The 22,488-nt window shown below is 59.5% G+C and carries 20 protein-coding genes; 9 read left to right on the plus strand and 11 right to left on the minus strand.

The genetic code is table 11. The annotated features are described in order from the left end of the window. Positions 1 to 56: 56 nt before the first annotated feature. The gene (locus HY17_RS01945; RefSeq protein ID WP_034761636.1) at positions 57 to 2,336 is read right to left on the minus strand and encodes a caspase family protein; all 2,280 of its coding nucleotides are present in this window, start codon (positions 2,334 to 2,336) and stop codon (positions 57 to 59) included. A gap of 227 nt (positions 2,337 to 2,563) precedes the next feature. Between HY17_RS01945 and HY17_RS01950 the strand changes: the two genes are divergently transcribed. Both HY17_RS01950 and HY17_RS01955 read left to right on the plus strand, forming a co-directional pair. Then, positions 2,564 to 3,904, plus strand: a complete 1,341-nt coding sequence (locus tag HY17_RS01950; RefSeq protein WP_233348599.1) for a Na+/H+ antiporter NhaC family protein — start codon at positions 2,564 to 2,566, stop codon at positions 3,902 to 3,904. An 830-nt stretch (positions 3,905 to 4,734) separates the two neighbouring features. Then, positions 4,735 to 5,349 (plus strand): hypothetical protein, encoded by a 615-nt coding sequence (locus HY17_RS01955; RefSeq protein ID WP_034761642.1) that lies wholly within the window; start codon positions 4,735 to 4,737, stop codon positions 5,347 to 5,349. Positions 5,350 to 5,757: 408 nt separating this feature from the next. On the opposite strand, the gene HY17_RS01960 is transcribed toward HY17_RS01955, so the two are convergent. The 3 genes from HY17_RS01960 to HY17_RS01970 all read right to left on the minus strand — a co-directional run bounded on the left by HY17_RS01960 (position 5,758) and on the right by HY17_RS01970 (position 7,023). After that, positions 5,758 to 6,267, minus strand: a complete 510-nt coding sequence (locus tag HY17_RS01960; protein ID WP_034761644.1) for a hypothetical protein — start codon at positions 6,265 to 6,267, stop codon at positions 5,758 to 5,760. Next, positions 6,264 to 6,521, minus strand: coding sequence for a hypothetical protein (locus tag HY17_RS01965; RefSeq protein ID WP_034761648.1), 258 nt, complete (start codon positions 6,519 to 6,521; stop codon positions 6,264 to 6,266). Before HY17_RS01965 ends, HY17_RS01960 begins: the two co-directional genes overlap by 4 nt. A gap of 181 nt (positions 6,522 to 6,702) precedes the next feature. Next, complete coding sequence (locus HY17_RS01970; RefSeq protein WP_233348581.1) at positions 6,703 to 7,023, minus strand: DUF6471 domain-containing protein; 321 nt, start codon at positions 7,021 to 7,023, stop codon at positions 6,703 to 6,705. Positions 7,024 to 7,079: 56 nt separating this feature from the next. On the opposite strand from HY17_RS01970, the gene HY17_RS01975 reads away from it, so the two are divergent. Beyond that, positions 7,080 to 8,042, plus strand: coding sequence for an IS1595 family transposase (locus HY17_RS01975; protein WP_034761650.1), 963 nt, complete (start codon positions 7,080 to 7,082; stop codon positions 8,040 to 8,042). Between the two features lie 696 nt (positions 8,043 to 8,738). Continuing rightward, positions 8,739 to 9,455, plus strand: a complete 717-nt coding sequence (locus HY17_RS01980) for a hypothetical protein (RefSeq protein WP_034761653.1) — start codon at positions 8,739 to 8,741, stop codon at positions 9,453 to 9,455. Here HY17_RS01980 and HY17_RS01985 read toward each other — a convergent pair. The 3 genes from HY17_RS01985 to uvrB all read right to left on the minus strand — a co-directional run bounded on the left by HY17_RS01985 (position 9,445) and on the right by uvrB (position 13,434). Further along, positions 9,445 to 9,912 (minus strand): hypothetical protein, encoded by a 468-nt coding sequence (locus tag HY17_RS01985; protein ID WP_034761656.1) that lies wholly within the window; start codon positions 9,910 to 9,912, stop codon positions 9,445 to 9,447. The genes HY17_RS01980 and HY17_RS01985 overlap by 11 nt on opposite strands. A 224-nt stretch (positions 9,913 to 10,136) precedes the next feature. Further along, positions 10,137 to 11,171, minus strand: a complete 1,035-nt coding sequence (locus HY17_RS01990; RefSeq protein ID WP_034761658.1) for a hypothetical protein — start codon at positions 11,169 to 11,171, stop codon at positions 10,137 to 10,139. 55 nt (positions 11,172 to 11,226) lie between these two features. Next, on the minus strand, positions 11,227 to 13,434 hold the full coding sequence (gene uvrB, locus HY17_RS01995; protein ID WP_034761661.1) for an excinuclease ABC subunit UvrB: 2,208 nt from the start codon (positions 13,432 to 13,434) through the stop codon (positions 11,227 to 11,229). Positions 13,435 to 13,574: 140 nt separating this feature from the next. Here uvrB and HY17_RS02000 point away from each other — a divergent pair, with 140 nt between their 5' ends. Together HY17_RS02000 and HY17_RS02005 are read left to right on the plus strand one after the other, a co-directional pair. Further along, positions 13,575 to 15,449 carry a hypothetical protein gene (locus HY17_RS02000; RefSeq protein ID WP_139068865.1) on the plus strand — a complete coding sequence of 625 codons (1,875 nt, stop codon included), beginning with the start codon at positions 13,575 to 13,577 and terminating at the stop codon, positions 15,447 to 15,449. Between the two features lie 108 nt (positions 15,450 to 15,557). Then, the gene (locus HY17_RS02005; RefSeq protein WP_034761667.1) at positions 15,558 to 15,995 is read left to right on the plus strand and encodes an ester cyclase; all 438 of its coding nucleotides are present in this window, start codon (positions 15,558 to 15,560) and stop codon (positions 15,993 to 15,995) included. A gap of 20 nt (positions 15,996 to 16,015) precedes the next feature. On the opposite strand, the gene HY17_RS02010 is transcribed toward HY17_RS02005, so the two are convergent. From HY17_RS02010 to HY17_RS20350, 3 genes are all read right to left on the minus strand, one after another. Further along, positions 16,016 to 17,536, minus strand: a complete 1,521-nt coding sequence (locus tag HY17_RS02010; RefSeq protein ID WP_034761671.1) for an inorganic phosphate transporter — start codon at positions 17,534 to 17,536, stop codon at positions 16,016 to 16,018. A 108-nt stretch (positions 17,537 to 17,644) separates the two neighbouring features. Next, on the minus strand, positions 17,645 to 18,079 hold the full coding sequence (locus tag HY17_RS02015) for a group III truncated hemoglobin (protein ID WP_034761673.1): 435 nt from the start codon (positions 18,077 to 18,079) through the stop codon (positions 17,645 to 17,647). Between the two features lie 21 nt (positions 18,080 to 18,100). Next, positions 18,101 to 18,253, minus strand: a complete 153-nt coding sequence (locus tag HY17_RS20350; RefSeq protein ID WP_175354463.1) for a hypothetical protein — start codon at positions 18,251 to 18,253, stop codon at positions 18,101 to 18,103. A gap of 145 nt (positions 18,254 to 18,398) precedes the next feature. Here HY17_RS20350 and HY17_RS02020 point away from each other — a divergent pair, with 145 nt between their 5' ends. Beyond that, positions 18,399 to 19,604, plus strand: a complete 1,206-nt coding sequence (locus HY17_RS02020; RefSeq protein ID WP_034761675.1) for an NAD(P)/FAD-dependent oxidoreductase — start codon at positions 18,399 to 18,401, stop codon at positions 19,602 to 19,604. On the opposite strand, the gene HY17_RS02025 is transcribed toward HY17_RS02020, so the two are convergent. Beyond that, entirely contained in the window at positions 19,597 to 20,907 is a 1,311-nt protein-coding gene (locus tag HY17_RS02025) for a cytochrome P450 (RefSeq protein WP_051599530.1), read from the minus strand. The genes HY17_RS02020 and HY17_RS02025 overlap by 8 nt on opposite strands. A 215-nt stretch (positions 20,908 to 21,122) precedes the next feature. Here HY17_RS02025 and HY17_RS02030 point away from each other — a divergent pair, with 215 nt between their 5' ends. Further along, the gene (locus HY17_RS02030; RefSeq protein WP_034761678.1) at positions 21,123 to 21,578 is read left to right on the plus strand and encodes a helix-turn-helix domain-containing protein; all 456 of its coding nucleotides are present in this window, start codon (positions 21,123 to 21,125) and stop codon (positions 21,576 to 21,578) included. 119 nt (positions 21,579 to 21,697) lie between these two features. After that, entirely contained in the window at positions 21,698 to 22,438 is a 741-nt protein-coding gene (locus tag HY17_RS02035; RefSeq protein ID WP_197020209.1) for a TVP38/TMEM64 family protein, read from the plus strand. The last annotated feature ends 50 nt before the right edge of the window (positions 22,439 to 22,488 follow it).

Here is a 22,488-nt window from a genome sequence, read left to right on the forward strand (position 1 = left end):
ACAGCGGAAACCGCCTGCGCCTTAGGGGGAGCAGGCGGTTTCTTTATTTCGGAGCCTCATTCTGCAGGTTGGAAGTAGAAGTCGCCGCCCGTCGTCAGGTCGATATAGTTCGGATGCTGCTGTTCATTGGTCCGCCGCGCGACCGCATCCTGCACACGCTTGAACAGGACGTTTGCCGGCACGCCGGCCGCGGGCAGACGCTGGGCCAGTTCTTCTGAATAGGCGCCATCGTCGGCAGCGGTCTTTCCGGGCTCGGTCGCATAAGCCTGGAACACGCCGGTCGACCAGGTGACAGGCCGGTAGCTGCGCAGCATGCCGCGGCTTTCGTCATCCATCACCGTCCTGCAGGCATCGAACACGATGAAGCTGGTCGAGGCGACGGTGGTCGAAACGATGTTGAAGATCTGTTCGAAGCTCACTGCGCCATCTTGGATCTCCGCCGTGCTCGCGCCCGGCAGATCGACAGGAAGGACATAGTTCGTCCCGTCAACATTCACGCCGTGCCCGGAATAATAGAAGAAGGTTGCCGGATGGGCGCCGGACTGTTTGCGGGCGAGGGACTTGCGGCCCACTTCACGCATCGCGCTGAGGGTCTGGCTGCGGCTGGCGTCGCGGCAGCGCTGAACGCTGAAGCCCGTTTCGGCGAGTGCTTCGGCAATCCGGTCACCATCTGCATGGGTCACCGCGAGGCGGCTGATCGGCGGATTGTAGGCAAGGTTGGATAGGACCATGGCGAACCGGTCCGGATTGCTGCCTTCGGTAAAGGTGCATCCGGCCTCGGCCGATACAGACATTGCCTCCGGTGTGCCATTATTCGTCGGGGCGACCAGCGTGCTCGCCATGATGGACGTGTCACGCGTCGCGGGCGGCGGATCGTCTTCCAGCAGGTCGTCGATCGTGGAGATATCGACATCCAGCCAGATCGTTTTCACGGACCGGTCGAACCGTTCGCCATCGATCTCCAGGCTCTGGGACAGGTTGTATTGAAGGTAGCCGGAACCATCCTCCTTCGGAACAACCCGCCATCTCCAGACGGTCGGTGCATCCGGCAGGACAGCCTGTTCTTTCGGGGTCATCGGGCGGATATCGAACTCGTCGTCGCCCTCCAGCGTCGCGGACATGATCTTCGATGCCTTCACCGTATCGAACTCGATGGCGAAGGGGGTTTCCGTGCTGCCCGGGGCAAGGCCTGTGCCGAGCGTGCTGGTCAGCATCGTATCAGCGGCTTCCACGGAAATATTCTGCGTCAGCGGCTGGATGGCGATTTCGAGGAAGTAAGCCTGGTCGACGACCATTTCGTTCGGGGCCTGATGCGCGACGCGCCCGGAATTGAAATTCCCTGCACCCGCCTCGACCAGCTTGCTGAGCGGCTCCGTCCAGAGGCCGCAGTCGCCGAAGTACATATAATTTTCCTCGGTGACCACGCTGTCCATGTTCCAGACGCACAGCCGCGCATCCGGCATGCCCAGCTCCAGACGTTCCATACCGCCGCTTACTTGAACGGCGATCCGTCTCAACGTGGCGGTCAGGTCGCCCCCGACCGGAATGCTGGCGGTCTTCAGTTCGCTGTTCATGCCGATATTGTCATAGAGCTCACAGATCAGGCTGATCGTGTCCGGATCTTCCAGCTCGGCCTGGCATTGTGAATAAGCATCGGGCCCGGCAGCCGCAGCCGGCATATCATTCATCGCTTCGTAGAAGAGCGCTTCCAGCTGTTCCGGTGTGGCATTGGGCGGCACGTCATAACCGTAGGCGCGTAGCATGTCTGCGAAGGCATTGTATTCGACGGCTTTTTCTGCCTCCAGTGGCGGATATGCGGGATCGCCTGGCGCGCCATATTCCTCGTAATAGGGAGCATAATCCCGGTCGCCGGGATATCCGTACCCATCGCCGCTGTTGCCTCCTGAAGATGAGGCGACAGGGCTGGACGGTTCACCAGGGTCGATCCCGAAATAGCGGAACACATTATCCGTTTTCTCGTACGCAACGCCGTGCGCCATCAGATAGGCGCGGACCACTTCACGATTGGCCGGATTGAACGGGTCGACACCACTCGACTGCATCACCGCATACAGCTCTTCAGGCGGGTACCCGGCGACCGTCTCCGTCACAATCGGCGGCGGAGGCGGCGGCGGAGGAGGCGGAGGAGGAGGCGGCGGAGGAGGTGGTGGAGGGGGCGGAGGCGCTTCCGGCGGGAACATCCAGTGCCAGGCCGCCACCAGCCAGTTTTCGCTCGCGCCGTCATCGGTGCCGGTCTGGGAATTGGGCGAGCTGGCGCAGGCTGCTGCGAGAACCAGCGCGCTCGCGGCCAGCAATGCCCTGAAACGGCGTGTCATCCCGTTCTCCTCCCTCCAGGAAACTGGAGAAAGTTAAGCATAAGCGCGTCCGCGCCGCCAGCAGAACCGGGCCAGCCGCCAATGCCCGTTAAACATGCGAACGGGTTGTGCAGCCCTTTCAGCAGGCCGGGGCTATTGCCAGCGGTTGCAGGTCTGGGCGAGGGTGCGGTGTGGAAGGCTGAATCGGAAAGGGGCGCGCCCTGGAAATCCTGACCCTGTTGCCGCCGGTGCTGGCAATTCTCGTCGCCGCCGTGTCGCGGAATGTCTATGTCGCGCTCGGGCTTGGCCTGGTCGCGTCAGAAACCCTGATCGCGGGCGGCAATCCGGTGCTCGGCTCGCTGATGTCCGCCGAGCGCTCCGTGCAGGTTCTGACCGATGCGGGCAATGCGCGGGTGCTGGTTTTTTGTTTGCTGATCGGCGCGTTGATTGTGTTCATGCGGGAATCCGGCGGCGTCGATGCCACGGTCGGCCTGCTGGACCGCAAGGGCCTGACCTCCACGCCGCGACGCGCAGGGCTCGCTCCAGCAATCGCCGGTACGCTGGTCTTCGTGGAGACCAATGTCAGCCTGCTCAGCTCCGGCGTTCTGGGGCGGCGCCTGTTCGACACCCATGGCCTGTCCCGTGAGCGCCTCGCCTATGTCATCGACTCCACGTCCGCGCCCGTGTCGGCCCTGATCCTGCTGAACGGCTGGGGTGCCTACGTGCTGACGCTGGTGCAGCCCTACTATGGCGAGCAGAGCCTCGGTGTCGTCGCGGGCACGGTGATGTGGAACGCCTATGCGCTGCTGACGCTGGCGGGCGTGTTCCTGACCGTCACGCTGAACCGCACTTTCGGCCCCATGCGCATTGCAGATCTTGAGGCGCGGCCGGGCGCGGCGGAGCTGGAAACGGTGGACCATACGCCGGCCAATCGGGCGGTTCATATGTGGCTGCCTTTGCTGGTGATGGTTGCAGGGTCCATCGGGTTCATGGCGTGGACGGGGAAGGGCAACATGCTGGCCGGGAGCGGCAGCCTGTCGATCCTGTGGGGCGTGTGCGTGGCGATCGCGCTGGCCGCTATGATGCTGTGGGCCGGTAAGGTTTTCACCGGCGCGGAGATCCAGGAACGCTTCTTCCGCGGCATCGGCGAGATGGTGCCGCCGGTGACCGTTTTGCTGCTGGCCATTGCCTTCGGGGCGAGTCTGAAAGCGCTGGGCACGGGCACCTACATGGCTGGAATCGTTTCGGATTACCTGCCGGCGGCGATGGTGCCGATGGCGGTGTTCATTGTTGCGGGCGTGACCGCGTTCATGACCGGGACGAGCTGGGGGACGTTCGGGATCATGGTGCCGATCGCGATGCCGGTGGCGCAGGCGGTGGGTTTTCCGCCGGAGCTGATGCTGGCGGCGGTGATCGGGGGCGGCGTCTTCGGCGACCATTGCTCGCCCATCTCCGACACGACCGTCATCGCAAGTCTTGCTGCAGGATGCGACCATGTCCGCCATGTTGCGACGCAGCTGCCCTATGCCGTGGCGGCGGGCGCGATCACCTCGGTGATCTACCTTTTCGCGGGCCTCGCGCTCAGCTGATCCGTACACACAGCAAGGCCAGAACAGAAACCGGAACAGAAAAAGGCGCCCTCCCGGAGGAGGACGCCTTTCCTGGTGTTTCGAATCGGACTACCGAGACACTGTGCTAGCACTCGTTGTCGGTCTTCTTCCACACCGAGGCAGAGTCTGGTCCGCTTGCACGGGCCTTCATCTTACCCCTGTCGGACCCGGCCGGTCGCCTGCTCGTCTTGGGAACGGGCTGGCGCCCATGGCCGTCGTCCGCGGCTCCGCAGCATCCCGGGCGATGCCTCACGTCACCTGTACGCCGCTGATATCCTTCAGGTTATTCTCCAAGTTGCCTTGGCGGATTTCCATCCGTGCTTCAGCTTTGCCACCATGCTTCGGATCGCGCTCCGGTCATGGCCTACAGCCTTTCCTTGCGGGGTCTAGCTCCCCTCCGGAATACGCCGCCTGCTTTGTCCCTTCATCCCGCCGGGCCCTTTGCGCCGCTGCTCTCACAGCCTTGCTCCTGACCCGGATTGATCCGGGGGCGACGTGCTCTGCCTCCGTCCGTTGGCGGGTCTGCTCCCGCCGGGTTTCGTTGGCTTAACGAAACGATCTCACCAAAATTCGCCTGAGTCGAGTCCTTGTCAAAAATTTTTCATGCTTGACGGGAAGAATTCCACAGGTTCTGGATCGTCTGTGAAATTGTTGCACTGCACACGGATCATGCCCCTGAAAAAGGGGGGGTGGATAACCCGCCCCAAAACACCATGAAGAACGCCATGAATACACCGTGTATACACCATGTATGGCGCCCACCTGGCACCTGAATTCGCCAGATAGGCCCCCGTGACAGTCTCTGCGCCATGACAGAGCACCAGGACAACAGACCGAAAAAGACGCGCTATCGCCGCCCGAAAGCAGAGCTTGACGCCTTGCGCGGCGAGAGCCTCGCCAGCATCCGGGCGCGCCTTCAGATACCGGAGTCGACCCTCACCGGCTGGGCCCGGCAGGACGGCTACCGCCAGCAGGATCTGAAAGCCCGCGCCGAGGCAGAAGCCCAGAAAGACGCCGAAGCCGCGCGCGGGGAGGGGGCGGGCGAGATCGAAGCCATCCGCCAGCAGGCGGGCGAGCTGTGGGCGATGTGTGAGGAGATGCAGGACCGGCCCACCACCGGCGCCCGGCGGCAGGTGGACCTCGCCCGCGTCCTCTCCTTTGGCCGCGCCGGCACGGGCGAGATGGAGCGGTTCCGCAATCGGGCTGCCGTGATTGTACGCCAGAAAGGCCTCGAACGGGTGATGGCAACTGCCCGGCGCATCAATGAGGAGGCCGGAGCCGCCCGCACCGCCCGCGAAGCCGCAGGCTTGCCGCCACTGCCCCCGCCAGAGCCCAAGCCCTGGTCAAAGGAAGAGGCCGACGCCTTCTACGCAGAACTCCGCGAAAAGGGCGGCATCATGGAGCAGGCTCACCATATTTGGTGATCTATAAATGACGCCAGATCAAGGATGTTTTCAGAAGCCAAGACCTCGAGCCTGCGCTTTAGGGAGTCAGCAGGCCCGGTCAGTTGGTTCTCAGCAATCCGGAAACGTATTTTGACTTCTGCATGAGTGAGGAAGTTGACAAATGTAACCGTTACGTCCCGATCTTCCAGATCTACACTGACTGAATCGAACGCCCATAATTGTTGCCTCACCCTAACCCTCCCAAAATGGGAAAGTTTCTATAAATATTCACCTGTCAGGGGAATCATCAAAGGGTAATACACAGGGCTGCCGGAGCTAAAAGCACAGCCAAGACGCCAGCCCGCACCCACCATGGCGGATCGGGTGGGGTATAGTCCGGTTCCGAGTTCCATCCCACGGGCGACCCCGATGCGGTCTTGCCATGGTTCAGACGTGCTTGGCGGTCCCGACATAGGCGAAGAAACGCTCCTCCAAAGCCATCTTGGCGACCTTGAAGCTCCCAGCAGCCAGCGAGAATATGATCGTGACTGGGATCATCTCGATCATAAGGAACAGCGAGGCGATCGGGTTAGAGCCGAGCACGCAGGCGACGTTGAGGTCCAGGAACCGTTGACCGAGCGGGTGGGCACGCAACTTCCGGTAAGCCGGTGTGTAGCTGAGCCCATTTGCGCCAATGATTTTCGAGAGTCCAAAATACACCGTAATTGGGACAACCATCACTACCAGCACAATCGGCAGGTGCCATTTGAAGGCATCGTCTAGCAGGTCGTTGATGATTTCGGCCTGCTCTTCGTCAACCGTCTCATCTTCCAGCAGCTCGCGACCGAGATCCGCGAACTCCATGCGGACAGGGCGCATAGCGCGGTGCCACAACAATTGTGCGACCGGAACCAGCATCAACACGGCCAGCAGGATGTAACCTATGGTGTCAGTCATCTACGTTTTTTCCCAGCACGGGGACCTTTCCTCGGACGACGCCGTTTGTCAAATTCGATCTGATCGACTTTGTCCACAGCATCGTGGCAGATGTATGAGATAAGGATGAAAACCACACTTGCTACCACACCTAGTGCGGGGTTCCGCTTCAAGAATCCGTTAACCGCATCCCACTGGCCACAAACCGTGAGGAAGACGATTGTCCCACCAAAATAGGTGAAATAGCTCAAAAGAGCCTTGTTCCAGGCACTCATACCGCGCGCATCCTCCCTGCGGAGAACGGTTGTGTCGCAGATTCGACAACTATTTCAAGGTCTACCAGCGGTTGACGTTACCGTAACCTCGGAACCGCTGGAGCAGCCGAATTTTCAACTCGCACATGTTGTGTTCTGACGATCCGAAAGCACAATATATCGTGCCACCAACGCTGCGGGATTATGCAAGAGGCGGAAGGTTCAGCGCTTCGCGGCACTGCAGCAGGAAGGCGGCAGAAAATCCACCGCGGCTGATCTTATTCTCTAAGCCGCGCGCACTTATCTCTATACCCATGGCATTCAGCTTTTCCGCCAATGCTTCGTAGTCATTCTCGGTTTCTTTGAGCATTGCGCGAAGCAGATCTTTTGCGCGCTTTTCATACTCGACGTTTATTTCGAGCGACTTCCGCGCCTCCGGCTTCGGAGGCGGGCTGGCCTTCAGCTTTGACTTAACGGGCAAGTGCACCTCCAAACAAATCACCATATTCGGTGAAAATAACACTTGACTTGATAGGCGTCCACCCTCATACATAAATCACCAAATATGGTGATTAAGAGATGGCCCAACACTTCCTTCATTCCCCCGCCGCAAAGACACTCTCACTGGCGAAAGTCCTGCGTATGCCGGACCAGGAAGCGGAAACCTCATTCCGCATGATCCGCTGGGCCGATACGGACGGGGAGCCCGTTTGCCCTGAGTGTGGTTGCCTCGAACACTACAATCTGAAGAGCCGCCCTGTCTGGAAGTGCAAGGGTTGCGCAAAGCAGTTCAGCCTGACCAGCGGCACGATTTTCCACAGCCGCAAGCTGAGCGTTCGTGACATTCTTGGCGCAATCGCAATATTCGTGAACGGAGCAAAGGGTTATTCCGCCCTGCAACTGTCCCGTGACTTGTGCGTCGATTACAAGACCGCCTTTGTCCTTCTGCACAAGTGCCGCGAGGCAATAGGGCTGGCCCGTGAGGCGGGGGCGCTCAGCGGTGATGTGGAAGTCGATGGTGCTTACTTCGGCGGCTATGTGAAGCCTGCCAACAATCGTGCAGACCGCAAGGACCGCCGCAAGAAGATCCACCAGTCAGGAAAGCGCCAGGTTGTGGTTGCGCTTCGCCAGCGCGAAGGCCGGACCCTTACTTTCATCGCTCAGAATGAAGCTGAAGGCGTCACACACGCCCGCGCCAACGTCGCCGCAGGCGCCACCATTCACGCGGACGAAGCCGCACATTGGGACAAGCTGGCTGCTCACTTCCCGATAAAGCGGATCAACCACCAGCAGGCCTATTCGATGGACGGCGCTTGCACCAATCAGGCTGAGAGCTTCTTCAGCCGTGTCCGCCGCGCCGAGATTGGCGTTCATCACCACATCGCAGGCCGTTACCTCAACGCCTACGCGACGGAACTGGCATGGCGCGAGGACGCCCGCCGCGTCTCTAATGGCAATCAGTTCGCAATGCTGGTCAGCGCCGCAACCATTGCACCGAAGTCTACTCAGTGGTGTGGGTACTGGCAAAATCGGCGGGCATGAAGCCCGCCGATCCCGATTGCCTATGCGGCAGCCTGCAGAAACTGCCGTCCCTGCTCAGTGATCGCCAGCCCATCAGGAACTGGCTTAAGGAAGCCCTTGCAAATGAAGTTGCTGGGCACCTGCCGGTGACTGTTGATGTTCCTCACGCGTTGCTCCCAGCGCAGTTCAGAAGGCCGCGTAGAAGACGGTTCACAGTCGTTTGCAGAAAGATTGACAGTCTCGGGCAACCGCGTGAGAAGCTGTCGATAGGTGGCAGCGCCTGATGGCCGTGAAGCCAGAAGGCGCATGGTCGCGAGCGCCAAGTCGCGCTCTGATGTGTAAGGTTTCATTAGAAAACCCTTGCCATAAGGGGGCAAGGGTGATTCAATCCACCCTTGCCGGTTAATGGTACTAGCTAATAGCCCGCATTAAGACCGCGCCTTCCTAGGGGTGCGGTCTTCGTCGTTTTAGGCCCGTCGCGCGCTGCGTAGCGTCACACGCTAGGGCTAATCCCGTATCGTCATTCACGCCTCCTTTCTGCGCCGCGATTCGCGCCGCATGATGATTAACGGCAACTTCGAAACAGGAGTCAACACCTTTTCCGCCTCGTGCGAGGTGACCAGCCCTCTCCGGGCAAGTTTTTGCTTGCAAATACCAAGCAATGATGGGATTTTTAAAAACTTGCTTATAAAGCAATATTTTTAAGTGGAGAAGCTTATGCCCCGTCCAAGAAGTCCGTCGTATCCAAATTTCTCATTAGAACAGGCACTTAGCCGTATCGAGAAGGCCTACGAACAAGACAGAACCAACACTCTGGATAGAGAAACCCTCGCCAATCACATTGGCTACAGCGGAATTAGTGGAGCTTCGGACAAGGCCATTGCTACATTGTTCCAATACGGCCTGATTGAAAAAGTCAGTAAAGGCGAAGTGCAGGTTTCCAGGCTCGCAGTGGACTGCCTTTATCCGGACCCGGACGAAGGGAATGCTGCCGCCCTGCAAGAAGCGGCATTTAATCCAGAGCTTTTCGCGCACCTAAAGGAGAGGTTCCCTGACAGGCCGTCTGAGAGTGCGCTTAAATCCTATCTGAAGAGAGAAGGATTTGTGGAGCGTGCAATCAATCCTGCTGTGTCTGCCTACTTGGAAACTTGCTCATTTTTAGAGCTAAAGAATGCTTACGAAAGCGCTGGAGCGTTGAAGCCAGAGGCGCCAATATCGTCTCAATCAACAAGAACAGAGGCGCAACAACCCATGCAGACAGCAGTCCCTACGCCTGCCCAGAATTTCTCAGGTCCGTCCTACACGTTTGCAGATGGACGTGTGGTTCTATCGGGCACGATCCGCAACCGGCAAGATGCCGAACAACTCGAAACGTTCATTAAGGCCGTTATGCCCATGCTGACAGAAGAAAGCTCGGACAAGACTAAGGATTAGCGATTCGCCAAAGCTTATAAGGCCCATACGCCCCGTGATCCGTGGTTTGCCCCGCGCACTCCACCAGATCCTGCTTTAGCGCGTCTTTTATTGCGGAACTGACGCTGCTTCGGACTTTGTTGATGGTTTTTAGGTCTTCGCCCATACCGCATTCTCGCGCCCAAAGCTCGGCAAGTTGGCGCGAGGTCAGAGGCTCGGAGGCATCGCGCAAGGTCGCCAGGAGAAAGCGCTTTATACCGGTTCGGCGAGGCGGCTTCCTCTTATCTGCAAATTCCCTAGCGGCTTCTGTCTCTGCGGACGGATCAAACAGCGTGATGACCGCTGCAATCTGATCAATCCCGGCGCTCAGGCGTTTAATTTCATCTTTGTGCCACTCGCGGAGCTGGGTAAGCTCTTTATGCTTGGCAACGAGACCAGCAACAGTATTTGGGCGGTCGTATTCAGTTTCGTGCGTCATGAATTGAAATCACCATAAAAGGTGAATCAAATCAAGTCACCAAATATGGTGAGCCTGCTCCATGATGCCGGAAAAGGGCTGCACCCGAGACTATTGGAGCGAGCTGCTCGAAATCAGGCAGAGGGAAAGGGAAGAGGGGGGAATACCTGTAAGGTGGGTGTACCTGCTCCGCCTTAATCCTTCTTGCTCTTGTTGTGCGCAGATCCAATAAACGACATGTTGTGCTAGCGTAGGCCTCTGATTTTCGATCGGGCTCTTATAGAGTTGGTCGTAAGTCGAAATGATGGATCAACACTATCGAATATTTTGCAAAAAGGTCGCGCGTTGATATCGGAAAATAATAGTTGAATGTTTTGGTTCATGACCGCTTTCATTCGATCTACGACCTTCGGCTGAAGAGACCGAAACCAGCTTGGTTGAAAATAGAAATTTTCGCTGTGCTCTAGGCCTAGTTGGAACACAAATTCATGAAGTGCCGACTTAGCGTGTTTAAATCTATTCAGTACCGGCACTATAATTTTCTGACTTTCTTCCAGCCAGATCAAGAAAAACCGGCTACCGACTGTCGAAGGTATCACTGCTAAAGCGGCCCCCTCTGTCGAAGTTTCTGCGTCTGGGTCAACATCATGATACTGAGGAAAGAATCGAAAGTTTACTGCTGCTAGGTATGAGAATGGAAGGTGATCTGAAAATTGTACCGAGGCGAATTTTATTCGTGAGTAGTCGGATTTTTCAATCATTCCCCGAATTTCAACTAAGAATGCATGAATGTCTTTCAGGCCAAGCAATGTTCCATATTCCATTGCTTGCTTCTCGATGCTGGGTTGAACATTTTCATCGTATATTTCGTAAGAGCTGAATACCGCTAGGTTTTGAGTCTTCTTGAAAAGTTCCTGAGCAGTCGCTCTAAAAAGATAAAGCGCCATGTTTTCCTGCGTTGTTTGAAATGTGTCGGAATCGATTTCCCTAAAAATGAGATTGTCGTGCTTCTGGCAAAAGCCCTTGAAGCAAGAAGCCAGCCGTAAGGTGATGGGGCGCTCTTCGAGAAAGCCGGTCTCACTTTTAGACGCCATATTCATTCCAAACCTAATCACCTCACTGTTCTCAGAGATTAGGCGCAAACTGGTCGAAGATATGGAGTGAGAATTGATAGCCTTCTCATCGCATTCATCGAAGAGTGAAAGAATGCAAAGAGAATCTTCTTGGAAAGATTTGATCACACGTTTGTAGTGGTCACTCAGTTCGAAGATATTTTTCATCGGCTATAAAAGCGTCGGCAATTCGGTATTTTTCCAATGGGAATTTAATTTGGGTCTAGATTAGCCCCAATTCTTCCTCCCGTAGCCGCTTCACCTCGTCCCGCAAGCGGGCCGCTTCTTCGAACTCAAGGTTCGCGGCGGCTTCGCGCATCTGCTTTTCGAGGTCGGCGACCACAGCCTTGAGATTGTGACCGCTTTCGCCTGCAAGTGGCAAGGCTTTTTCTTCGGCGACGGCGCGGGTGCGGCCGCGGCCGCGGGTCTTGTCCTTGCCCCGGCCGCGGCCTTTTGCCGAGACGTCCTTCTTCTCGCCGAGCTCGCTGAGGATGTCGGTGACGTCGCGCCGGATCGTGGTCGGCGTGATGCCGTGTTCCTCATTATAGGCCATCTGCTTGGCGCGGCGGCGGTCCGTCTCGTTCATGGCGCGCTGCATGGAGCCGGTCACCTTGTCCGCATAGAGAACAACGCGCGCCTCGGCGTTGCGCGCCGCGCGGCCGATGGTCTGCACGAGACTGGTCTCCGAGCGCAGGAAGCCCTCCTTGTCCGCATCGAGGATACCGACAAAGCCGCACTCCGGAATGTCGAGCCCCTCGCGCAGCAAATTGATGCCGACCAGCACGTCGAACACGCCGAGGCGCAGGTCGCGGATGATCTCGATCCGCTCGATCGTGTCGACGTCGGAGTGCATGTAGCGCACGCGCACGCCGTTCTCGTGCAGGAAGTCCGTCAGGTCTTCCGCCATCTTCTTGGTCAGCGTCGTGATGAGGGAGCGCATGCCGCGCGCGGCCACGGCCTTCACCTCGGCCATGACATCGTCGACCTGGTTGGCGCCGCCCGTCGAGACGGGGCGGACTTCGACCGGCGGGTCGAGCAAGCCGGTGGGGCGGATGACCTGTTCGGTGAACACGCCGCCGGTGCGCTCCAGCTCCCATGGGCCGGGGGTGGCGGAGACGTGCACCGTCTGCGGGCGCATGGCGTCCCATTCCTCGAATTTCAGCGGCCGGTTGTCCATGCAGGAGGGCAGGCGGAAGCCGTATTCGGCCAGCGTCGACTTGCGGCTGAAGTCGCCTTTGAACATGGCGCCGATCTGGGGGATCGTCTGGTGGCTCTCATCGGCGAAGACGAGGGCATTGTCGGGCAGGTATTCAAACATGGTCGGCGGCGGCTCGCCCGGCTTGCGGCCGGTGAGGTAGCGGGAATAGTTCTCGATGCCGTTGCAGCTGCCCGTGGCGGCCAGCATCTCGATGTCATACTGCACGCGCTGTTCGATGCGCTGGGCCTCCAGCAGTTTCCCGTGCTTCTGGAAGTGCGCGATGGTGGATTTCAGCTCCGCCTTGATCTGCTCGATGGCCTGGTTGAGCGTCGGGCGCGGCGTCACATAGTGGCTGTTGGCGTAGATCTTGATGGCGGGCAGTTTCTGCTGCGTGCGGCCGGTGAGGGGGTCGAACTCGGTGATGCTTTCCAGCTCGTCGCCGAAGAAGGAAAGCTTCCAGGCGCGGTCCTCATAGTGGGCGGGGAAGATGTCCATCACGTCGCCCTTGATGCGGAAGGAGCCGCGGACGAAGTTGATGTCGTTGCGCACATACTGGTTCGCCACGAGGCGCTCTGCCACGGCGCGCGGGTCGATGCGCTGGCCTTCCTCCAGCTTGAACGTCATCGAGGTATAGGTCTCGACTGAGCCGATGCCGTAGATGCACGACACCGAGGCGACGATAATCACGTCGTCGCGCTCCAGGATCGCGCGGGTGGCCGAGTGGCGCATCCGGTCGATCGCCTCGTTGATGGAGGATTCCTTCTCGATATAGAGGTCCGACCGCGGCACATAGGCCTCCGGCTGGTAGTAGTCGTAGTAGGAAACGAAATACTCCACCGCATTGTCGGGGAAGAAGGATTTGAACTCGCCGTAAAGCTGTGCGGCGAGCGTCTTGTTCGGCGCGAGGATCAGGGCCGGGCGCTGGGTCGCTTCGATGATCTTGGCCATGGTGAAGGTCTTGCCCGTGCCCGTCGCGCCGAGGAGGACCTGGTCGCGCTCGCCGGCCTGGATGCCCTCGACGAGTTCCGGAATGGCCGTGCGCTGGTCGCCCGCCGGCTCATAGGGGGAGGCGACGCGCAGCGGCCGGGAATCGTCGACGCTGACCCAGTTGCGGTCCGGCCGGTGGGGTGTCCAGTTGTCCGACGGCAGCGCCCCCGCCGCATCACGCGCGAAGCCATCCGCCCCGAAGATCGCCGGGGCTTCCGAAACACCTTTGGAGGGAGACCGAGCCATGCCGTCAGATATGGAGCGGGGGAGGAGGGCTGTCTAGGGTGTTCTTGTTGTGTTCGAAGTCGTTCAACCAAAGATAAATTCGACTGCTTGATCCACTGGTTAACAGATGGTTAATGAAGTGTGCTGGGGGGAGGTCTGGCATGGTCGAAAACGAGTTCTCAAGCAATGGGGGCTGGTTACCTCCGCTGAGCGAACACCAATCGCGACAAGAAACTCGTTATCTTCCTCCTGAATTATGCCTGTCTGCGTTACTCTCTATCACGTCCGCATTCTGCTTATCGGTCTGGGCCGGGTATCAGTTTGAACCAGGTATTCCCGAGACTTCATTGATTTTGGGGGCCCTCTTCGTTGCAACAATGGCCTTGCTGGGTTGCTTCAGGGGATTTGCAACTATTGCGGAAGAAGATGGGCGGCTACCCAATCGCATGAACGGTTTGCCGACACACGATCACATCACAGGCCTTGGTGCGGCAGTGGTCCTTCTTATTACGGTATTTGTGTTTAGCGCGGGTTATGCGGGGCAAAAACTATACGGTCACTTTGTAGTTCCCGAATGGGTTGGGCAGACCATTGTTGTCGGGCTGTTCGTTGCGTTTGCCTTGTTCATGTTGTTTTCCCGTTTATTGAACTTTGGCCTGATCAGTTCCTCAGTGGGGCTGCTAAGGAGACTGCTCAGCCCCCTCGACCCTTTGGGTCGTTTGTTAAGTCGCGTTGATGCTTGGCTGGTGTTTATCGTTGCGCCGACGGCGGGCGCGACACTCCGTACGGTACCTTTCAGGTATTTTGTGCTGCTTTCGCACATTGTGCTCGCTTCCTGGTTTGCGTGGTTTGGGCCTGCTCCGTTTGGCCTCGCAGGTACAGCTTGGGCTATTTTGGTAGTTGTTGCAGTAAATCGAAGGTGGTCTTGGATCGAGACAGAAAGAGCCAAAACCCTGAATGAGCCAGACCGACAATCTCTAAACAGTATAGAGTTGGATGAGGACCTGCGTGATGAGGCGATCTGGAGCATACTGCTCCTTATGCTGATATTGCCAATTGGAATGCGCCAGTTTGAACTCATGTTTCCGGGTGCTTCAGTTTTTCAAATAGAAAACGGCGCTATTAACCGACTCGATGCTTGGACGGGTTTTTTTGGGGTTGAGCTTCTGAAGGCGCTTCCGTTTCTTGATTGGGCGGACATATATCAAGCTCAAGGGCAGACTCGAGTTTCGATTGGTTCAGCTGTTTCCATGCATGTGTTGCTGCTGGCCCGTGCCATGATTGATCTCGTGTTCCTAAGTGCGTTGGTTCAGGCGATTGCTATATCAGTTTCATTGTCTAGGAATCGGCGGGACTTCTTGGCTGAGAGACCAGGCATTGACCGTTTGGACGAGAGGATAGAGCAGGCGGAACTTACTAAACTGGCCTATTTGCAAAATGGTGAGTTCAAGTTCAGACCCGAGATTCAAAACTTCCTACATTACAATACTAAGCGCTTAAGCATTCTTCGTTCCCGAGCAAAGGAAGGTTCCCGACTGCTGGCAGTCATTGTGGAGATATTCCGTATTTCTCAAAAGCGATACTATCCGCCAATTGAACAGTTGCTCGAGGTGACGGCGAGAAAGAAAGTCAATCAAGGTGAACTCAATTCCGTACTCACGGAGCTTGAAGAGTATGGCGACTTCGATCTGCAATCATTGATGATTGCCAGGCGACAGCTGAACTGGAAGGCGGGTGTAGAAGCGGAACGACAGAGATTGGTTGGAATTATCCTGCGAAAAACTGATCTAACGCCGGAGCGTGAGAAAGAGCTGGCTGATATTCTTATCGGAGACCAAGCAGACAGTTTAAACTCTATTCGCGTTATGGTGGTTCAAACCTTAGCCCAAAATGCCCAGCGCAATCCGGATAACATTTTGTATTTGAGCGACGCTCGTGACAGCGATCGATCAAAAATCGTGCGGGACAAAGTAAAACGAGCAATGCAACAATTCGGTTTGGTTGCCGTTCCTCAAGTTCATCAGCAAGTCGGCTAACTTGCTGAAAATTGCGGATCATCATTTCAGTAAAACTGACGCATTCTGATGTGGTGGCGCATGGTTGATAGCCCACAGCATTTTCGAAAAACCACAAGAGGAAACGCCATGACCCCACTCACCGAAGCCCGTATCGCGAATGTCCGCAATCATATGGCGCTGGAGGTTACGCATGATTGGGATGCGGTGATCGCGACGTTTGAGCATCCGCGGTACGAGATGCATGGCGGCGGGCAGGTGTTCGATGGGGAGGCGGCGGTGCGGCGCTATTTCGAACTGTCGCGCACACCGTTCCCGGACCAGGACAATGAGATCATCTCCATCGCGGCGGACGAGGACAAGGACACGGTGCTGGTCGAGTTCTGGCTGACCGGCACGCATACCGGGCCGCTGCGCGTGGGCGACAAGACAATCGAGCCGACAGGGCGGAGCTTTCGGGTACGGATGGCGGCAACGTTCGAGTTCGCGCCGGGCAGCGACCGCATCATCTGCGAGCGGCCCTATTTCGATCAGGGCGCGGTGCTGCGGGCTCTGGATCTCGCCTGATTGGATCTGGCCTGAAGGCCTCAGACCACGCCGAACAGGTTTTCCAGTGCGAAGAAGATGCCGGCGGCGAGCACGGCGGAGGCCGGAACGGTGATCAGCCAGGCGGCGACGACCGTGTTCACATGCGCGCGGCGCACAAGCTTGCGGGCGGCCTTGCGGCGCTGGACGCCGGCATATTGCGTCTTCGCCGCGTTTGGCGACACGGTGTGGATGTAGCGCAGGCGTGTCTTCGAGTTCGCGGTGAACCATTCCCGGAAGAAGCCGACGCCGAACACAGCGCCCACGGCGATGTGCGTGGAGGAGACCGGCAGGCCCAGCCAGCTGGCGATGATGACGGTGACGGCGGCGGCGAGCGCGACGCAGTAGGCGCGCATCGGGTTCAGCTTGGTGATGGACTCGCCGACCATGCGGATCAGTTTCGGCCCGAACAGGACGAGGCCGAAGGAGATGCCTGCCGCGCCGATCAGCATGACCCAGAGCGGGATGTGGACCTTGGAGGCAACCTCGCCCGCCTCGACCGCGTGCACGATGGCGGCCAGCGGGCCAATGGCGTTGGCCACGTCGTTGGCGCCATGCGCGAAGGAGAGCAGGGCGGCGGAGAAGATCAGCGGCCACACGAAGAGCTCGCGCAGCGACTGGTTACGGTTGGCCATGCCGCGCGACTGGCGCCTGATCAGCGGATGCGTGATGATCCAGGCGACAATGGCGACGCCGAGGCCGATGAGGAGGGCCGTGGACAGGCTGATATGATCGAACCAGGGAAGGTGCTTCAGGCCCTTGAGCGACATATAGGTGCCAAAGGCGCCGGCCATGATCGAGATCAGAACAGGCACCCAGCGGCGCGCGGCGGCGATCTTGTCTTCGCGGTAGATGATGAAAATCTTGATGAAGGCCAGCACGCCGGCCGCGATGATGCCGCCGAGGACGGGCGAGACGACCCAGCTGGCGGCGATGGAGGCCATGGTGGGCCAGTGCACCGCGCCGAAGCCGGCCGCGGCAATGCCGGCGCCCATCACGCCGCCGACGACGGCATGGGTGGTCGAGACCGGCGCGTTCAGTACGGTGGCGAGGTTCACCCACAGGGCCGAGGAGATGAGGGCGGCCATCATCAGCCAGACGAAGGTCTCGGTCGTTGGCACGGTGGAGGGGTCGATGATGCCCTTGGAAATCGTGGAGACCACGTCCCCGCCGGCCAGCAGGGCGCCGGCGCTTTCGCAGATCGCCGCAATGACCAGCGCGCCGCCAATGGTCAGCGCCTTGGAGCCGACGGCCGGGCCGACATTGTTGGCCACGTCATTGGCGCCGATGTTGAGCGCCATATAGCCGCCGATGGCGGCCGCTGCGATGATCAGGAGGCCATTGTCCTGTCCGCCGAGCAGGGCGCCGCCGATGACGACGATGGCGGCCAGGAACAGGAAGGCGAGACCGGGGGCGACAACACTGCGGGCGGTGGCCTGAACGGCGGCCTCTGCCCTGCCGAGTTTGACAAGGTCCTTGTCCAGGGTTTCCTTGACGAGTTTCGGATCCTTGCCGTCAGCCATGAGAGCCCCTTCGCTAGCAGGCGTTGGGCTGCATCAGCCGCAAGCCGCCGGAATTTTCAACCGGATTCGAAAATTCAGGCTGTAGATGTCATAAGACTGTCACGAAACTCATGAGTTCAGCGCGAAGATCATGGCCTGAAAGTTCCGTCCAATCATGTTTGCCCGGTCGTAGAAGAAGTCCGCCGCGGCGGGATTCGGCATCAGCTCGTCCACGGTCTGGCGGAACAGGCCCAGCCAGCGCGCGAAATGCGCCTCGCTGATGCGGCCGGACAGGCGCAAGTGCGGCGGCATGGGGCGGCCATTATAGCGCCGCGTGCCGAGCGCAATGGCCGACCAGAAATCCTTCAGCTTCGCCAGGTGCGGGTCCCAGTCATCCCCCAGCGCCGACTGGAAAATGGGGCCGAGCAAATCATCTTCCCGCACGCGGGCATAGAATGTGTCTACCAGCCGCGAGACCAGCGCCTCGTCAATGCCAAGAGCGGCAGCATTCCGCTCCATCGCAGCCTGTCGTTCTTCGCCCGAGCGGCGGATGGCGTCGGTCATGGTCTGCGGTCTAATCCTGCTCTAATCCTTTGGGGGCTCGACCGGCGGCGGCGTCACCGGCGCGCTGAACGCCTTGCGCACGACCCAAGCGGTGATGCCCACCATGATCACGACCAGGCAGCCAAACCCGATCAGGGCATAGATTGCCAGATTGTCGACCGTCAGATTCCCCATAACCGCCTCCTGCACGGTAGCCTCTTGTGCCGCGCAGGGTCGGGCCTGACCTCTGAAAAATCAATACGTAACCTTACCGAGGGGCCGGATGTGCCACCGCTGCGGCCGCTTGCGCGGGCAGGCCGTCCTGCGGCATAGGCCCGGCATGTCTCCGGCCCAGCCCCTCTCATATGATGCGATCGTGCTCGGCGCCGGGGCGGCGGGCCTGTTCTGCGCGGCGCGCATGGGGCAGGCGGGCCAGTGCGTCGTCGTGCTGGACCATGCGGCCAGGCCTGCGGAGAAAGTGCGCATCTCCGGCGGTGGGCGGTGCAACTTCACCAATCTCGAAACTGTGGCGAACCGTTTCATCAGCAAGAACCCGCATTTCGCGAAGTCGGCGCTTGCCCGCTATACGCCGTGGGATTTTACCAGCCTGATGGCCGCCCACGGCCTGACCTGGCACGAGAAGACGCTTGGGCAATTATTCTGCGACCAGAAATCCGGCGCGATCATCCAGATGCTGCTGGACGAGCTGGCCGCCGGGCAGGGGGAATTGCGCCTCGATACGTCGATCCATTCGGTGACGCATGCCGATGGCCGCTTCCGGGTGGAGACCTCCGGCGGCGAGTACACCGCGCCGAAACTGGTCGTGGCGACGGGTGGGCTTTCCATTCCGAAGATGGGCGCGACAGGCCTTGCCTATGACATCGCTCGCCGGTTCGGGCACGAGATCGTGCCGACACGGGCGGCACTCGTGCCTTTCGTGTTCACCGGCGCGGACCATGAAGACTTTGCGTCCATCTCCGGCGTCGCCTGCGACGTGCGCGCGGCGGCGGGCGGGGCGGCCTTCGAGGAAGCGATGCTGTTCACCCACCGGGGCCTTTCCGGCCCGGCGATCCTGCAGGTGTCCTCCTATTGGCATCCCGGAGAGGCGGTGATGCTAACCCTGCTGCCAGGCACTGACATTGCGGGCCAGTTGAAAGAGATAAAACGCGACCGGCCGATGCAGGCGCTCGCCACTGCGCTTGAAGGCTTCTTCGCGAAACGCCTCGCCGATCTCATCCTGCGCCGTCAGGGTCTCGACCCCGCGGCGCGGCTGGCCGACCTCTCACACGCCGTGCTGGACGATCTTGCAGGCGTGCTCACCAGCTGGCAGGTGCGCCCGGCGGGCACGGAAGGCTACCGCACGGCAGAGGTGACCGCCGGCGGCGTCGATACCGCCGGGCTCTCTTCCCGCACCATGGAAAGCCGCCAAGTACCGGGCCTCCACTTCATCGGCGAATGCGTCGACGTGACCGGCTGGCTCGGCGGCTACAATTTCCAATGGGCCTGGGCGAGCGCCGCTGCCGCTGCCGCTGAACGCCCTAGCTGAGCTTGTAGCGGATCGGCAGGCTTTTCAGGCCGGAAACGAAATTCGCCCGCGTGCTTTGCGGCTCGCCCGCCAGCTCGATGGATTCGAGGCGCGGCAGCAGCTCGTTCAGCAGGGCCTTGATCTCCATCCGCGCAAGGTGCATGCCGAGACAGACATGGACGCCATAGCCGAAGGCGACCTGTTTCTTCACGTCCCGGTCAACCCGGAATTCGAACGGATCCTCGAAGACTTCCTCGTCGCGGTTGCCTGACCAGTAGAAGAGGGCGAGCCCGTCGCCTTTCTTGATTGTCTTGCCACGAAGTGTGTAGTCCTCCGTCGCCGTGCGCATGAAATGCTTCACCGGTGTCGTCCAGCGGATCATTTCCTCGATAGCATTCGGTAGCAGCGAAAGGTCGTTCTTGAGCTTCGCCAGCTGGTCCGGGCGTTTGATCAGTTCCAGCATGCCGCCGGAGACGGTAGAGCTGGTCGTGTCATGCCCGGCGGTGGCGACGATGATATAATAGGACATCGCTTCGCGATCGCCGATCGGCTGGCCGTCGATCTGGCCATTGGCGATGACGGTGGAGACATCATCGCGCGGATTGGCGCGGCGGTCTTCGGTGATGGCGCCGAAATACTTGAACAGTTCCTGCGCCGTTTTCAGAAGGTCGACGCCCTCGTCGCTGGTAACGGTCTGGCCGGTCTCCGACTTGTTTTCGCTTTCACCGGCCACATCCGGATCGCTGGGGCCAAAGATTTCCTGCGTCATCTTCAGCATGAATTTTTCATCAGACCTCGGAACGCCGAGGATCTCCATGATCACGCGCAGCGGATACCAGAGGGCGACCTCCTTCACGAAGTCACACTCGCCGCCGAGGCTGGCCATGTGGTCGACATGTTCCTTGGCGATCTCGGCGATACGGCCTTCCAGCTTGCGGAGGTTCGGCGGCATGAACCAGGCCTGCGTCAGGGCGCGCAGCTTCATGTGTACCGGATCGTCGAGGTCGACGAGCGTGCGGAAGAGGTGGGTGTCGCCGGTCATCGACATGATCCATTCCTCACCCGCTTTCGGGCTCAGATAGGTGCGGTCATGATTGATGAAGATCTTGTTGTTCTTCTCGACCTCGAGAATGTCGGCATGTTTGGTGACCGACCAGAACGGGCGGAAGCCGTCGGGCTCGGTCCAGTGCAGCGGGTCGTCCTGTCTCAGCTTGGTATAGACGTCATGGATTTCCCAGCTGGCATAAAGGTCCGGATGGACGATCTCATCGTCCAGCGTTTCGCGCTTGAAGCCCGGAAAAACGGTTTGCGTTCCGTCGGCCATGAATTCCTCCCTGTTTTCTTCGAAGGTGAAGACGTCAGCTCTATGCCGTCAAGCCATGCCGCCCGGTAATTCGCCCCGGTTTGCCGCTGTTTACGTGGGTTGGCGGGGGTGTGGCGGCCCTCTGGCGGGCGCGTGACGCCGTGATGGCGTGGCTGACAGGGGAATTTCCCGCTCTTTCTGGTGGACGGAAGCGAACCTTGTTAAGGGAGGTCATCATGCAGTTTCACGCAGATGCAGCCAAGATCAGACGATGGCGCGAGGAGCGTCATTGGTCACAGGAACACCTGGCAGATCTCGCCGGGATCGGCCTGCGCACAATCCAGAGGATCGAGCGGGGCGAGAAAGCCTCCCGCGAGTCGCTGATGGCGCTGGCGGCGGCCTTCAATGTCGATGTCATGGCGCTGACGGTGGATGCCCAGTCGGAAGCCCGCGCCCAGTCACGGCAGAAGGTCGCCCGGAAAGGCGCGGCGCTGCGGCTGTCCTTCTGGATCAGTCTGGCGAGCTATCTGTTCGGAATGGTCCTTTTCACCGGCATCAATATCGGCACGGGCAGCTATGTGATGATGTGGGCCATGATCTGGTGGACGGTCGGGACAGCCGGTCACGGCCTCGCTGTGGTCCTTTATGAACTGGTCACCCGGCACAAGGCCCTGATGAGCGCAGCCGAATAAGTTCAGGCTGTGCACGGCAGGAGGCAGGGCTGCCGCAATCCGGACACCAGTTTTGCCGCCTGTTGCTGCTTGACGTTGGGGCGGTGGCGGATCACATCGCATTCACCATGAAAGAGCCGTTGCCTGCCACTTCTCCTGAGGACACGCCAGCACGCCGGGCCATGCTGCTCGGCGGTGTGCTTCTGGCCGTTGTGCTGCTGGTCTTCGGCCTCGGAAAACTGGGCATCCTGCCGAGCGGGGAGGCGATGACGGCCTGGATGGACGGCATGGCCGACAGCCCCTGGGGCCTGCCGGCGCTGATCCTTGTCTTCTGCGTCGCTGCCTTTCTGGGCGTGCCGCAATTCGCGCTGATCGCTGCCGCCGTGGCCGTGTTCGGCCCCTGGGCCGGGGCGGGCTATTCCTGGATCGCGACCATGGCATCGGGCGCGCTGACCTTTTATGTCGGGCGTCTGACGGGCGAGCAGGCTTTCCGCCGCTATGCCGGCAAGACAGCGAACCGGCTGGCGGGCTTTATCGGGCGCAATGCCTTTGTCGCCAGCGCCGTGGTGCGTAACGTGCCGACCGGGCCGCTGCTGCTGGTCAACATGGCGTTCGGCGTCAGCCATGCGCGCTTCCTGCCTTACTGGGCCGGCATGGGGCTGGGCAGCCTTCCGAAGATCCTGCTGATCGCCTTTGCAGGCCGCAGCCTGCTGGCCGCGCTGCAGGGAAATCCGGTCACCGCAATCCTGACGGCGCTGGCGGCGGTTGCCGTTTATGCGGGCATTGCCCTCTGGGTGCGCCAAAGGGTGCGAAGATCGGGGCAATCTGTTGCCCTGATCGGTTCAGGCGCGGTTGACAATTCGGGCGATCTGCCGGAATAACCGCACCATGCGCAAGAATTTGCCCCTACTCCTGCTTCTTACCGGCCCCT

The organism is Hyphomonas sp. CY54-11-8, assembly GCF_000682735.1.
Classification (GTDB): domain Bacteria; phylum Pseudomonadota; class Alphaproteobacteria; order Caulobacterales; family Hyphomonadaceae; genus Hyphomonas.

What these genes read in the sequence shown, in the direction of transcription:
- HY17_RS01990 (WP_034761658.1), bottom strand. Translation starts at nt 11,171, where the DNA reads ATGAAAAATATCTTCGAACTGAGTGACCACTACAAACGTGTGATCAAA.
- HY17_RS01985 (WP_034761656.1), bottom strand. Translation starts at nt 9,912, where the DNA reads ATGACGCACGAAACTGAATACGACCGCCCAAATACTGTTGCTGGTCTC.
- HY17_RS02020 (WP_034761675.1), top strand. Translation starts at nt 18,399, where the DNA reads ATGTCTCCGGCCCAGCCCCTCTCATATGATGCGATCGTGCTCGGCGCC.
- HY17_RS01980 (WP_034761653.1), top strand. Translation starts at nt 8,739, where the DNA reads ATGCCCCGTCCAAGAAGTCCGTCGTATCCAAATTTCTCATTAGAACAG.
- HY17_RS02000 (WP_139068865.1), top strand. Translation starts at nt 13,575, where the DNA reads ATGGTCGAAAACGAGTTCTCAAGCAATGGGGGCTGGTTACCTCCGCTG.
- HY17_RS20350 (WP_175354463.1), bottom strand. Translation starts at nt 18,253, where the DNA reads ATGGGGAATCTGACGGTCGACAATCTGGCAATCTATGCCCTGATCGGG.
- HY17_RS02025 (WP_051599530.1), bottom strand. Translation starts at nt 20,907, where the DNA reads ATGGCCGACGGAACGCAAACCGTTTTTCCGGGCTTCAAGCGCGAAACG.
- HY17_RS01955 (WP_034761642.1), top strand. Translation starts at nt 4,735, where the DNA reads ATGACAGAGCACCAGGACAACAGACCGAAAAAGACGCGCTATCGCCGC.
- HY17_RS02030 (WP_034761678.1), top strand. Translation starts at nt 21,123, where the DNA reads ATGCAGTTTCACGCAGATGCAGCCAAGATCAGACGATGGCGCGAGGAG.
- HY17_RS02015 (WP_034761673.1), bottom strand. Translation starts at nt 18,079, where the DNA reads ATGACCGACGCCATCCGCCGCTCGGGCGAAGAACGACAGGCTGCGATG.
- HY17_RS01960 (WP_034761644.1), bottom strand. Translation starts at nt 6,267, where the DNA reads ATGACTGACACCATAGGTTACATCCTGCTGGCCGTGTTGATGCTGGTT.
- HY17_RS02010 (WP_034761671.1), bottom strand. Translation starts at nt 17,536, where the DNA reads ATGGCTGACGGCAAGGATCCGAAACTCGTCAAGGAAACCCTGGACAAG.
- HY17_RS02005 (WP_034761667.1), top strand. Translation starts at nt 15,558, where the DNA reads ATGACCCCACTCACCGAAGCCCGTATCGCGAATGTCCGCAATCATATG.
- uvrB (WP_034761661.1), bottom strand. Translation starts at nt 13,434, where the DNA reads ATGGCTCGGTCTCCCTCCAAAGGTGTTTCGGAAGCCCCGGCGATCTTC.
- HY17_RS01945 (WP_034761636.1), bottom strand. Translation starts at nt 2,336, where the DNA reads ATGACACGCCGTTTCAGGGCATTGCTGGCCGCGAGCGCGCTGGTTCTC.
- HY17_RS01965 (WP_034761648.1), bottom strand. Translation starts at nt 6,521, where the DNA reads ATGAGTGCCTGGAACAAGGCTCTTTTGAGCTATTTCACCTATTTTGGT.
- HY17_RS01975 (WP_034761650.1), top strand. Translation starts at nt 7,080, where the DNA reads ATGGCCCAACACTTCCTTCATTCCCCCGCCGCAAAGACACTCTCACTG.